Consider the following 11,649-nt stretch of genomic DNA (forward strand, 5'->3'; position numbering starts at 1 on the left):
AATATGTGGTTTTGTCGAGATACTTTTTAAAAGAGGAGGAAATAAAATGCAAGTACATAGTTTTTCATTAGGAATTGTAGAAACGAATTGTTATATTCTCGAAGGTGAAAACGAATTACTCGTTATAGATCCAGGAGATAATGGCGAGTTTTTAAATAAACAAATTAAACAATATCATAAAAAGGTGAGTGCTGTATTATTAACGCACGCTCATTTTGATCATATAGGTGCTGTAGATGATGTCGCAAATGAATTTGATGTGAAAGTATATGTGCATCCTGAAGAAAAATCATGGTTAACGGATACAGAGAAAAATGGTTCTAAAAAATTTGCAATGTATCAATTACCACAAGTGGTTCAACATACTGTTCCACAAATAATGGAACCTGGGGAATATGAGATTGGAGAATTTAAATTTGAAGCGATCCATACACCAGGTCATTCACCTGGTAGTTTATCATTTGTATTTGATGACTTTGCTATAGTAGGTGATACTTTATTTAAAGGTGGAATTGGCAGAACGGATTTATATAAAGGTGATACAAAAACATTATTGAATTCAATAGAAGATAAGTTGTTAGAACTAGATTCAAATACAACTATTTTCCCAGGTCACGGACCGGAGACAACAATAGCAGATGAAGAAATGACAAATCCGTATTTAAATGGATTTAATTAAAAAAGAAGCATTACACGTTTGTGTAATGCTTCTTTTAATGATGTGCTCCAAAACTTGGCTCTAATAAGAATGTAGAATAATATGTAAATCCAACAAAACATAATACTAAATAAATTGCGAATATATACATATACATTCTTTCTGTTAATTTTAAGTATCCCAACAATACGAAAAATCCAGTTTGTGCTAAGAAGAAATATGCCATCATGTCCATACCACCGACATAAAACATCGTAGCAAAAATAGCAGTCCAGAAGCCTAGAGTTTTATAAACTTTATCCATCTTCTTAAGAACCCCCTCTGTGTTTACTTTCTTATTCATATTTAATTATAAAGTTACTCTATACAAAAGTAAATAGCATTTTAACGCAAATTCATAAGCATTAAACAAGTAATTTAGGTAATTGGAAGCGTTTATATATATTAGGAGGAGATTATGGAGAAATTATTTAAGTCAATTATTAACGATGCTGTCAATTCAAATGCGAGTGATATTCACTTTGTACCTTTAAATGATGATAAAGTCTTTGTTCAAATGAGGATAAATGGTGATAATACACCTTATGATTTAGATCTAGACTTTAAATTGTATAGTAGGCTACTCATTTATATGAAATTTATCGCTCATCTTGATGTAAGTGAACGTAATAAAGCACAAAGCGGTCAATATTTATATGAACATGACATTCATTACTACTTAAGAATTTCTACGATACCTATCAGTTTAGGAATAGAATCTTGTTCCATTAGAATTACCCCTCAACATTTTAATCAATCACAAGTGAAATCAGAGCATCAATCATATAACGTTTTACAAAATAGAATGTATCAATCAGAAGGGCTATTTCTATTTACGGGTCCAACTGGATCAGGTAAGACGACATTAATGTATGAATTGATGTACGCTTTAAAGAGAGAAAAGAACAAACATATTATTACGATTGAAGACCCTGTAGAACAAACGTTAAATGGCATCGTTCAAGTTTCAGTCAATGAAAAAGCTAACATAACTTATCAACAATCCTTTAAAGCCATTTTAAGATGTGATCCTGACGTTATTATGATTGGAGAGATAAGAGACGATGTTACTGCTAAGCAAGTTATTCAAGCTAGTTTAAGTGGTCATTTAGTACTTTCAACAATGCACGCGAGTGATACAATTGGGGCAATCCATCGACTAATAGAACTAGGTGTATCAGTCGAACAAATTAAACAAGGTATTTCATGTATTACAAACCAACGTCTTGTGAAGAAAAATGATGAAACAAGAACTTTAAATATGTCTTATATTTTTAAAGATGACATTATTAACTATATGGAGAATGATTATGAAACGTAAGAAAAATGTATTAAAGAAAGACCAAGTATTATACTTAACACGACTGTTAGATATGTTAAAACAAGGTTTCACATTACTAGAAGCTATTCAATTACTGTCTGATCAATTCATACAACTTAAAAAGCACAATTTAAACACGACTGCTTGTGAAATTGTTATAGAGACTGGACAATTACATGAAATACTTAAACTGTTTAATTATCCCCAAGTCATTATTACCCAAATATACTTTGGTGAACAATATGGTAATTTGAATGAAACATTAGAACACTCTATCCTATATTTAAAAAAGATTGAACAAGTTAAACAAAGATTTATAAAAACAATTCAATATCCCGCTTTATTATTCAGCATCTTTTTTATGTTACTTGCTGTTGTGAATCAAACCATTATTCCTCAATTCACAGAAATTTATGCTTCAATGAATATAGAAATATCCACTTCGTTACGTATTATCACGACAATATTTTCATATTTACCAACAACTATTTTTACTTTAGTCCTCATTTTATTCCTCGTTTATCTCATCAGTTATATGAATTTTATGGACAAAGAAATGGCTCGTAAAATAGCTATATACAAGAAAATTCCAATCATCAATCGTTACATTACGATGTATAACTCATATCGTATATCTAGAGATTTTTCCTTTTTTATTCAAAATGGTATTACCCTTACTAAAATAATTGAAATATATATGTTGCAAACTAAAGATGATTTTTTGAAATATATTGGCCATTCCATCAATCAATCATTAGTTTCTGGTATGACATTTCCAAACTCAATTAAAAAGTTAGGGTGCTTTGAATCTAATTTCATACACTATATTAATCACGGAGAAAATAAATCTAAATTAGATTTAGAACTTTATTATTACAGTCTTTTTATGCTAGATACTCTGGAGAAGACTTTTTTAAAACATCTCAAATGGATACAACCAGTAGTATTTGGTGTTCTAGCCTTGTTAATCGTAACGCTATATTTAATTATCATTCTACCGATGCTGCAAATGGTAGAAGGTATAAAGTGAAAGGAATGTATTAAATGAAAAGATTTAAATTTTTAAGTAAAAAAGAAGGATTTACATTGGTTGAGATGCTAATTGTCCTTTTAATCATAAGTATATTATTGGTGATCATCATACCAAACATAAGTAAGCAATCAGAGACTGTAAAAAGTACTGGATGCCAAGCTCAAGTGAAAATGGTTGCTGGTCAAGTAGAAGCTTATACATTGAAGCACGACGCTAAACCAAATTCTATAAATGATTTAGTAAGTGATGGTTATATTAATCAAAAGCAACTGACATGTAAATCAGGTGAGACAATTACACTTGAAAATGGTGAAGTTGTTGCACATTAAAGATAATAAAGGTTTTACATTGGTGGAAATGATTATTGTGCTATCCATTATCAGTATTATTTTTATGGTGACAATGTATTTATCTGTAAACCCATTGGCAAGTAGTGGATTAAATAATGGCATAGATGATTTTGAAACGAAGCTAGAGTTTTTAGAAACGAAATCTCTATCTCAAAAGCAACCTATATTAGTTTGGTTTAAACCCAATTCAGATAAAATATTTTATCAAATTGAGAAGAATCAGATTCAAACTATCTCACTCTATAAAGGTCGTATTTCTAAAAATAATGAGTTTACGACATTAGTTTTTGATGGAGAGGGGAATATTAATCAATTTGGCACTTTAAAAGTGGAATTTAATGAAAGAAAGTATCATGTTATTTTTCGCATCGAGAAAGGGAGATATAGAATTGTTGAAACGACATGATGGGTATGTGTTTATAGATTTTATGTTGTCTATTTTTATCATAATGCTATTGAGTGGGACATTACTACCTTTAGTTACTACATTAAATGAAAATATTTCTCGTGAACACGATAGAATAAAGCTTTATCAAATGCTCTATCAAACTGTGCAATCAAAATCTATCGAACCAAAATATGATGTAAAGAGATATAAATATTTAAAGTTTAATACAAAAGTTTGTATGAAAGATGAATTGAAAAATGAAAAAATATGTATTGAAAAATAATAAAGGCTTTACCATGATAGAAATGCTACTGTCATTATCATTTTTATTAATTATATTAGCTTTAATTCCATTGCTCATTAAAAGTCTTTATTTGTTTAAGGATAATGCAATGGATCATACGCATTTTGAATTGATGATGTTCAGAAAAGAACTCTCCGATGAAATAAAAGAAAGTACTATAAAATTAGACAAGGTTCATAACAGGATTAAATTCATAAATGAAACACGTTCTACAGAATTCACATTATTAAATGAAAAAATAATAAAAAGTATAAATGGTCGAGGTAATATCACTCTAGTTAATAATGTGAATGCTTTTCAAGTAGATAAGATATCTAACGAAACATTTAAAGTATTTATTATTATAAGAAAAGGCGATAAAGAATTACATGAAGAAATTTATATCTAATGATGCTGGTTTTATTTTACCGTTATTACTTGGAATATTATTTATTTATAGTTCCTTTTTGTCATTTTACTTAGTACAATATAGCTTTAAGCTTAATACTTATCACAATTTAGAACAATACTATATACGTGAAATAAAAATAATGATAAATAAATAATTTTAAGCTTTTTATTTTCTGAATAATGAGATAGAATAAAGTTTAAGTTGATATGAAACAACTGAGGAGTAGATTTAATGTCAATCGTATTAATTGGATTTATGGGTGTTGGCAAAACAACTATCGGAAATTTGTTGAGCGAACATTATGACAAAAGTTTAGTAGATATAGATACTTATATCGTTGAAACAACTCAATTACCAATCCCACAAATTTTTGAAAAATATGGTGAAAAACATTTTAGAGATTTAGAGTATGAAGCTTTAAAAAAATGGATTGATCAAGATGTGATTATTTCAACTGGTGGCGGTATTGTAGAATCAGAATTAAGTAAAGAATTATTAAAACAAAATGACAATACTTTTTGGCTAAAATGTGATGTTGAAATTCTATTTAATAGAATTAATCATGATAATAACAGACCGAATGCTAATGGAAAGTCATTAAATGAATTAAAAGCCTTGTATTCAAAACGAGAATTAAGTTATAATGAAATCGCATTCAAGCATATTGATGCTAACAGACCTAGAGAAGTAGTTGCAAGTGAAATTATTGAATCACTATAAGCTAAAATAATTGCGAATGATCAAAGTTAGAGAGAATGAATAATATATTCATCGCCGAAGGAGCAAGCCAGATTTGAGTGAATCTCTCAGGCAAAAGGATAACTTTGTGACGCATTCCTGAAGAGCACTTCAACAGGGTAGCGAAAGCTACCCTGTTTTTTTATTATACATATTCAGAAGGGGAGAGTTATGATGACGACAGATTTAAAACAAACACCTTTGTATCAAACTTATATAGATCAAGGTGCGAAAGTAATTGATTTTTCTGGATGGGCTTTACCAGTCCAATTTTCAAGTATTAAAGAGGAACACAATGCAGTGAGAAATCATGTAGGTATTTTTGATGTGAGTCACATGGGTGAAATTATCGTTACAGGTGAAGAAGCGGATCAGTTTATTCAATACACTTTAACGAATGATTCAACATTATTAACGGATAGTAAAGCTCAATATACAACGCTATGTAACCACGATGGCGGCGTGATTGATGATTTAGTTGTTTATAAATTAGACGACAAAGTTTATTTCTTAGTTGTTAATGCAGGTAATACAGATAAAGATTTCGAATGGTTAAAATCAATTAAAAATTTTAATGTAAATGTTGAAAATAAATCTTCTGAATATGGCCAATTAGCAATACAAGGTCCAGAAGCACGCGAATTAATTCAAAAATTAGTAAGTGTTGATGTATCAGAAATGAAGATGTTTGAATTCAAACAAAATGTAACATTATTCGGGAAAGAAGTTATATTATCTCAATCTGGTTATACAGGTGAAGATGGATTCGAAGTTTATTGTGATGCTGCAGACACTAAAGCTATTTGGGATGGTTTTATAAACGAAAATGTTATTCCATGTGGTCTTGGCGCACGTGATACTTTAAGACTTGAAGCTGCTTTACCATTACATGGCCAAGATTTATCTGAGCAAATCACACCATATGAAGCTGGCATTGGATTTGCTGTTAAACCATTAATTGAAGATGACTTTATCGGTAAAAATGTTTTGAAAGCACAAAAAGAAAATGGTGCGCCAAGAAAATCAATTGGTATAGAAATGATAGATAAAGGTATACCGAGAACAGATTATGCAATTCTAGATACTGAAGGCAATGAAATTGGTTATGTAACTTCTGGAACACAGTCTCCGTCAACTGGTAAATCTATTGCTATGGGATTAATTGAGAAGAGTGCATTTGAATTAGATAAAGAAATTTTAATACAAGTTAGAAAAAGACAAGTAAAAGCTAAAGTTGTTAAGAAATCATCATTTAAATCATAGGAGTGAATAAAATGGGTCACCGCTATATACCTTTAACTGAAAAAGATAAATCTGAAATGTTAGACGTCATTGGTATTCAATCTGTAGACGAATTATTTACGGATATACCTGAATCTGTAAGGTTTAATAAACCGTTAAATATTAAAGAAAAGAAAGCTGAAACGCCTTTATTACGTGAACTATCTCAAATTGCGAATAAAAATATAACAAGTGAAACTCATGCCTCATTTTTAGGTGCAGGTGTTTATGATCACTATATTCCAACTGTTGTAGATCATGTTATATCTCGTTCAGAATTTTATACTGCTTATACACCTTATCAACCAGAAATTTCACAAGGTGAATTACAAGCTATTTTTGAATTTCAAACTTTAATTTGCGAATTAACTGGTATGGATGTAGCCAATTCATCTATGTATGATGGTGGAACTGCTTTTGCAGAGGCTGCTGTTCTTGCAGCAGGTCATACTAAGAAATCAAAAGTAATTGTTTCTAAATCTGTACATTATCAATCTATTGAAGTACTTAAAACTTATACTAAAGCACAAGATATAGAGGTAGTTGAAGTCGATTTAGACGGTACTGTTACGGACTTAGAAAAGTTGAAAGCAGTTATCGATGACGATACTGCGGCAGTATGTGTTCAATATCCTAACTTCTTTGGTTCTTTAGAAGACTTAGAGGCAATTAAACAGTTAATTGAAGATAAAAAAGCTTTATTTATCGTATCAAGCAATCCTTTATCACTTGGTTTAATTACACCTCCTGGAGAATTCGGTGCTGACATTGTTGTTGGTGATGCACAAGTATTCGGTATTCCAGCACAATATGGTGGACCTCATTGTGGTTATTTTGCATCTACTAAGAAACTTATGAGAAAACTACCAGGACGTTTAGTTGGTCAAACACAAGATGAAGATGGCAATAGAGGCTTTGTTCTTACGTTACAAGCGCGTGAACAACATATTAGAAGAGATAAAGCGACATCAAATATTTGTTCTAATCAAGCTCTAAATGCATTAGCAGCATCAGTTTGTATGAGTGCTTTAGGTAAAAATGGTGTATTTGAAATGGCTAAACTTAACATGGAAAAGACAACTTACATGAAACAAAAAATGCAAGAAGCTGGATTTGACGTGTTAGATGGTATTTCATTCAACGAATTTGTTGTTAAATTTAACAAACCGATAAGTGAAATCAACGCTGAATTACTTGAAGAAGGTATTATTGGTGGATTTGACTTAGGTTTCATAGACGAAGCATTCAACAATCATATGTTAATTGCAGTAACAGAATTAAGAACAAAAGAAGAAATCGATACATTTATCAAAAAAGTAGGTGAATACAGTGCGTAAACCATCAAGTGAATTAATATTTGAAAGATCTAGAAAAGATAGATTTGCATATTCTTTACCTGAAAAAGATGTTGAAACACAAGATGTACAAGATCTTTTAGGAGATAAATTTACAAGAAAACAAAAAGCAGAATTACCAGAAGTTAGTGAATTAGATTTAATGCGTCACTACACTGAATTATCTAATAAAAACCATGGTGTAGATACAGGATTCTATCCTTTAGGTTCATGTACAATGAAATACAATCCTAAAATTAATGAAAAAGTCGCTAGAATGTCTGGCTTTGCAAACGCACACCCATTACAAGATGTTTCTACTGTACAAGGGTCACTCGAAATTATTTATGATTTACAAGAGCATTTAAAAGAAATTACAGGTATGGATGAAGTAACACTTCAACCTGCAGCAGGTGCTCACGGTGAATGGACTGCTTTATTAATGATTAAAGCTTTCCATGAAGCAAATGGCGATTTCAATAGAACGAAAGTTATCGTACCAGACTCAGCTCACGGTACAAATCCAGCTTCTGCAAAAGTAGCAGGTTTCGATACAGTAACTGTAAAATCTAATGAAAAAGGATTAGTTGATATCGAAGACTTAAAACGTGTAGTTGGGGACGATACAGCTGCTATCATGTTAACAAACCCTAACACATTAGGATTATTCGAAGAAGATATTTTAGAAATTAGAGAAATCGTACATCAAGCAGGCGGGAAATTGTATTACGATGGTGCTAACTTGAATGCGATTATGAGTAAAGTTAGACCTGGTGATATGGGATTTGACGCTGTTCACTTAAACTTACACAAAACATTCACAGGACCTCACGGAGGTGGTGGACCTGGTTCAGGACCAGTAGGTGTTAAAGCAGATTTAGTACCATTTTTACCAAAACCAACAGTAGTTAAAGAAAATGATACATTTAAATTCGAACATGATATGCCACAATCTATCGGAAGAGTTAAACCATTCTTCGGTAATTTCGGTATCTATTTAAGAGCTTATACTTATATTAGAACGATGGGTCCAGATGGATTAAAAGCAGTATCAGAAACAGCTGTATTGAACGCTAACTATATGTTGAGAAGATTACAAGATCATTTTGATACGCCATATACACAACACTGTAAACATGAATTCGTAATCAGTGGTTCAAGACAGAAAAAACTTGGTGTAAGAACATTGGATATTGCTAAACGTCTCTTAGACTTCAACTTCCATCCACCAACAATATACTTCCCAATCAACGTGGAAGAATGTATGATGATTGAGCCAACAGAAACAGAATCTAAAGAAACATTAGATGCATTCTGTGATACACTTATTCAAATTGCTAAAGAGGCAGAAGAATCACCAGAAGTTGTATTAGAAGCACCACATACAACTGTCATTGGTCGATTAGATGAAACACAAGCAGCAAGAAAACCAGTACTTAAATTTGAATTACTAAAAGAAGAAAAAGCATAATAAAAAGCGTCTTGGTCGCATTTAACGATCAAGACGCTTTAATATTATTTAGATTTAACTTTACCAGTCCATTTTTTATAGCCGCCTTTAAGCATGAATAGTTCAGTGTAACCTTTTTTCTTCATCATTCTAGCAGCTCTATAACTTGCTACGCCATTTGCGTCGCAAAAATATATAGGTTGGTCTTTACGTAAACCTTGATATCTTGTACGAAATACACTCATCGGTATATTTCTTGCCCCGATAATATGACCATAGTCAAAATCAGCCTTTTCACGCAAGTCTATAACTTGTGCCTTTCTTAATCCCTTATGGAATTCATTTTGATCTAATTCTTTTACTGCGCGCTTATTTAATGAATAGTTAATTGCCATATAAATGATAATCAAGACTAGGACTATGAGCGCGATATACCAATAATTCATGGTCTGATTCCTCCCAATTCAAGTCGATACCCTTATTATAAGATTTCTTGTGAGATTTATCAAAATATTTTTGCTAAAATAGAAAAGTACATAAGAATTAATTGAATAGGAGTTTTAATTGTGAAAGAAACTTGGCACTTTTTAAACACGAAATCGAATAATCCATATTATAATATGGCAGTTGATGAAGCACTTATGAATTTTGTGAGTAGAGGAGAAATCGATCCTGTAATTAGATTTTACACTTGGGATCCAGCTACGTTATCAATTGGATATTTTCAAAAACTAACTAAAGAAATTGATATTGAAAAAGTAAAAGAAAAAGGTTTTGGACTTGTAAGACGTGCTACAGGGGGTAGAGGTGTCTTACACGATAAAGAATTAACTTATAGTGTCATCGTTCCAGAATCGCATCCAAATATGCCTAAAACGGTAACTGAAGCTTATAGAGTAATCTCAGAGGGATTGTTAGAAGGTTTTAAATCATTAGGATTCGACGCATACTTTTCAATTCCAAAGACAAAAGAAGAAAGAGATAAACTTAAGACACCACGTAGTTCAGTTTGTTTTGATGCACCAAGTTGGTATGAACTTGTTGTAGAAGATAGAAAAATAGCAGGAAGCGCTCAAACACGTCAAAAAGGCGTTATCTTACAACATGGCTCAATTTTACAAGATATAGATGTCGATGAATTGTTTGATATGTTTATATATAGAAACGATCGACTAAAAGATAAAATGAAAGCAGCATTTACAAATAAAGCAGTTGCTATAAATGATTTATCAGATAAATTCATCACTCTAGAAGAAATGGAAACAGCATTTTATGAAGGATTTAAGAAAGGTTTAGATATAGAATATAAACCACTTGAATTTACCGAAGAGCAGCTTGCTGAAATTAAACAATTAGAAGAAAAATATAAATCAGAAGATTGGACTTATAGAAAGTAAAAAAAGAGACTATTGAAGTCTCTTTTTTTATCTATTTCTACGCTTTTGTTTACGCATTGCTTTTTTATATTTACGTTGATCTGGCGTTAAAAAGAAGAAATAGTAAATTAGATAGATGATTAATCCGAATATGATTAATGAGACAATCATACGAATGAAGCCCATAATAAAGAAATCAAGATTCATAATTAATCCAAAAACTGCTATAGCAATAATTAAATAGAATAAAACATTTTTCATAAAATCTCACCTTAAATTATTAGTCTATTTAATATAGCACATTTTATGTATAATCTCACTCAATTTGACCTATCTCTTTATCTAAACCATTAAGCTCTTGAATTGCTTTTTGGATACCTTTTTTATCCTTCTTATTGTAAGCATCATTTAAATCTTTAAACACTTTTTCAATACTTGTTGATAGTTTTAACATACTTTTATGAAGCGTTTTATAATCTTTAGGAATAGATTTACCTTTCATTTCATCTTTATATCTATCTGTAATGTTTTCTTGATTGTGATAAATATTTTCTAATTCATTTTTAGTATGTTCATCATCGAATTTAGATGTTACATTTTTCTTGATTTTGTTATAACTTGTAATGTTAGATTTTGTTTCATTTACAAATTTTGTAGATGACTTTAAATATTGAGTTGTAAACAGACTCGACGATTCTTTTTCATTTTGTTTAATTTTGCTTTTGACACTATTTTCTTTTTGTTTATATGTTTTGTTTTTATCTTCTAAGTCTAATACTTCTTTTTTTAATTTTCGATTATCACTTTTTAATGAAGACTTCTTTTCTTCAAGTTGTTGAATTTTATCATTTCCACACGCAGATAAGACAACTGTACTTGCCATGATTGTTATAATTGTTTTTCTCATGTTTATTTACTCCCAATGTTTTACTGTGAAAAAATTTCGATATGTATGATATTATTTTAATGTATATAGATTTATTGTA

Annotated in this window: 16 protein-coding genes and 1 riboswitch; of the genes, 12 read left to right on the plus strand and 4 right to left on the minus strand. The window is 30.6% G+C overall.

The genetic code is table 11. From position 1 onward, the window contains the following. The first annotated feature begins 46 nt into the window (after positions 1-46). Positions 47-679, plus strand: a complete 633-nt coding sequence (locus CD035_RS13105; RefSeq protein ID WP_048539721.1) for an MBL fold metallo-hydrolase — start codon at positions 47-49, stop codon at positions 677-679. A gap of 34 nt (positions 680-713) precedes the next feature. On the opposite strand, the gene CD035_RS13110 is transcribed toward CD035_RS13105, so the two are convergent. Further along, the gene (locus CD035_RS13110; protein ID WP_025904960.1) at positions 714-962 is read right to left on the minus strand and encodes a DUF2626 family protein; all 249 of its coding nucleotides are present in this window, start codon (positions 960-962) and stop codon (positions 714-716) included. A 153-nt stretch (positions 963-1,115) separates the two neighbouring features. Between CD035_RS13110 and comGA the strand changes: the two genes are divergently transcribed. The 10 genes from comGA (at position 1,116) to gcvPB (ending at position 9,308) form a co-directional block, all read left to right on the plus strand. Next, complete coding sequence (gene comGA, locus CD035_RS13115; protein ID WP_048539722.1) at positions 1,116-2,018, plus strand: competence type IV pilus ATPase ComGA; 903 nt, start codon at positions 1,116-1,118, stop codon at positions 2,016-2,018. After that, complete coding sequence (gene comGB / locus CD035_RS13120; RefSeq protein WP_075577987.1) at positions 2,008-3,048, plus strand: competence type IV pilus assembly protein ComGB; 1,041 nt, start codon at positions 2,008-2,010, stop codon at positions 3,046-3,048. Before comGA ends, comGB begins: the two co-directional genes overlap by 11 nt. A 14-nt stretch (positions 3,049-3,062) precedes the next feature. Then, entirely contained in the window at positions 3,063-3,380 is a 318-nt protein-coding gene (gene comGC / locus CD035_RS13125) for a competence type IV pilus major pilin ComGC (protein ID WP_037588275.1), read from the plus strand. Next, positions 3,358-3,807, plus strand: coding sequence for a competence type IV pilus minor pilin ComGD (gene comGD, locus CD035_RS13130; RefSeq protein WP_048539818.1), 450 nt, complete (start codon positions 3,358-3,360; stop codon positions 3,805-3,807). The genes comGC and comGD overlap by 23 nt, the downstream gene beginning before the upstream one ends. After that, positions 3,791-4,072 (plus strand): competence type IV pilus minor pilin ComGE, encoded by a 282-nt coding sequence (gene comGE, locus CD035_RS13135; protein WP_048539723.1) that lies wholly within the window; start codon positions 3,791-3,793, stop codon positions 4,070-4,072. Before comGD ends, comGE begins: the two co-directional genes overlap by 17 nt. After that, complete coding sequence (locus CD035_RS13140) at positions 4,047-4,481, plus strand: competence type IV pilus minor pilin ComGF (protein ID WP_048539724.1); 435 nt, start codon at positions 4,047-4,049, stop codon at positions 4,479-4,481. The genes comGE and CD035_RS13140 overlap by 26 nt, the downstream gene beginning before the upstream one ends. 234 nt (positions 4,482-4,715) lie before the next feature. Then, positions 4,716-5,204 (plus strand): shikimate kinase, encoded by a 489-nt coding sequence (locus CD035_RS13145; RefSeq protein ID WP_048539725.1) that lies wholly within the window; start codon positions 4,716-4,718, stop codon positions 5,202-5,204. Between the two features lie 16 nt (positions 5,205-5,220). After that, positions 5,221-5,316, plus strand: a riboswitch (glycine riboswitch). Between the two features lie 80 nt (positions 5,317-5,396). Then, on the plus strand, positions 5,397-6,485 hold the full coding sequence (gcvT, locus tag CD035_RS13150; protein ID WP_048539726.1) for a glycine cleavage system aminomethyltransferase GcvT: 1,089 nt from the start codon (positions 5,397-5,399) through the stop codon (positions 6,483-6,485). A gap of 11 nt (positions 6,486-6,496) precedes the next feature. Continuing rightward, complete coding sequence (gene gcvPA / locus CD035_RS13155; RefSeq protein WP_048539727.1) at positions 6,497-7,840, plus strand: aminomethyl-transferring glycine dehydrogenase subunit GcvPA; 1,344 nt, start codon at positions 6,497-6,499, stop codon at positions 7,838-7,840. Continuing rightward, entirely contained in the window at positions 7,833-9,308 is a 1,476-nt protein-coding gene (gene gcvPB / locus CD035_RS13160; RefSeq protein ID WP_048539728.1) for an aminomethyl-transferring glycine dehydrogenase subunit GcvPB, read from the plus strand. Before gcvPA ends, gcvPB begins: the two co-directional genes overlap by 8 nt. A gap of 44 nt (positions 9,309-9,352) precedes the next feature. Here gcvPB and CD035_RS13165 read toward each other — a convergent pair whose 3' ends face one another. Further along, a complete protein-coding gene (locus CD035_RS13165) occupies positions 9,353-9,733 on the minus strand; it encodes a rhodanese-like domain-containing protein (protein ID WP_025904950.1) in 381 nt (126 codons plus the stop codon). A gap of 120 nt (positions 9,734-9,853) precedes the next feature. On the opposite strand from CD035_RS13165, the gene CD035_RS13170 reads away from it, so the two are divergent. Beyond that, entirely contained in the window at positions 9,854-10,684 is an 831-nt protein-coding gene (locus CD035_RS13170) for a lipoate--protein ligase family protein (RefSeq protein ID WP_048539729.1), read from the plus strand. Positions 10,685-10,711: 27 nt separating this feature from the next. Here CD035_RS13170 and CD035_RS13175 read toward each other — a convergent pair whose 3' ends face one another. Continuing rightward, a complete protein-coding gene (locus tag CD035_RS13175) occupies positions 10,712-10,924 on the minus strand; it encodes an SA1362 family protein (protein ID WP_048539730.1) in 213 nt (70 codons plus the stop codon). A gap of 55 nt (positions 10,925-10,979) precedes the next feature. Continuing rightward, positions 10,980-11,570, minus strand: coding sequence for a hypothetical protein (locus CD035_RS13180; RefSeq protein ID WP_048539731.1), 591 nt, complete (start codon positions 11,568-11,570; stop codon positions 10,980-10,982). Positions 11,571-11,649 lie beyond the last annotated feature (79 nt).

The sequence above is a fragment of the Mammaliicoccus sciuri genome (genome assembly GCF_002901825.1).
Taxonomy (GTDB): domain Bacteria; phylum Bacillota; class Bacilli; order Staphylococcales; family Staphylococcaceae; genus Mammaliicoccus; species Mammaliicoccus sciuri.

What these genes read in the sequence shown, in the direction of transcription:
- CD035_RS13105 (WP_048539721.1), top strand. Translation starts at nt 47, where the DNA reads ATGCAAGTACATAGTTTTTCATTAGGAATTGTAGAAACGAATTGTTAT.
- CD035_RS13110 (WP_025904960.1), bottom strand. Translation starts at nt 962, where the DNA reads ATGGATAAAGTTTATAAAACTCTAGGCTTCTGGACTGCTATTTTTGCT.
- comGA (WP_048539722.1), top strand. Translation starts at nt 1,116, where the DNA reads ATGGAGAAATTATTTAAGTCAATTATTAACGATGCTGTCAATTCAAAT.
- comGB (WP_075577987.1), top strand. Translation starts at nt 2,008, where the DNA reads ATGAAACGTAAGAAAAATGTATTAAAGAAAGACCAAGTATTATACTTA.
- comGC (WP_037588275.1), top strand. Translation starts at nt 3,063, where the DNA reads ATGAAAAGATTTAAATTTTTAAGTAAAAAAGAAGGATTTACATTGGTT.
- comGD (WP_048539818.1), top strand. Translation starts at nt 3,358, where the DNA reads ATGGTGAAGTTGTTGCACATTAAAGATAATAAAGGTTTTACATTGGTG.
- CD035_RS13140 (WP_048539724.1), top strand. Translation starts at nt 4,047, where the DNA reads ATGAAAAAATATGTATTGAAAAATAATAAAGGCTTTACCATGATAGAA.
- CD035_RS13145 (WP_048539725.1), top strand. Translation starts at nt 4,716, where the DNA reads ATGTCAATCGTATTAATTGGATTTATGGGTGTTGGCAAAACAACTATC.
- gcvT (WP_048539726.1), top strand. Translation starts at nt 5,397, where the DNA reads ATGACGACAGATTTAAAACAAACACCTTTGTATCAAACTTATATAGAT.
- gcvPA (WP_048539727.1), top strand. Translation starts at nt 6,497, where the DNA reads ATGGGTCACCGCTATATACCTTTAACTGAAAAAGATAAATCTGAAATG.
- CD035_RS13165 (WP_025904950.1), bottom strand. Translation starts at nt 9,733, where the DNA reads ATGAATTATTGGTATATCGCGCTCATAGTCCTAGTCTTGATTATCATT.
- CD035_RS13175 (WP_048539730.1), bottom strand. Translation starts at nt 10,924, where the DNA reads ATGAAAAATGTTTTATTCTATTTAATTATTGCTATAGCAGTTTTTGGA.
- CD035_RS13180 (WP_048539731.1), bottom strand. Translation starts at nt 11,570, where the DNA reads ATGAGAAAAACAATTATAACAATCATGGCAAGTACAGTTGTCTTATCT.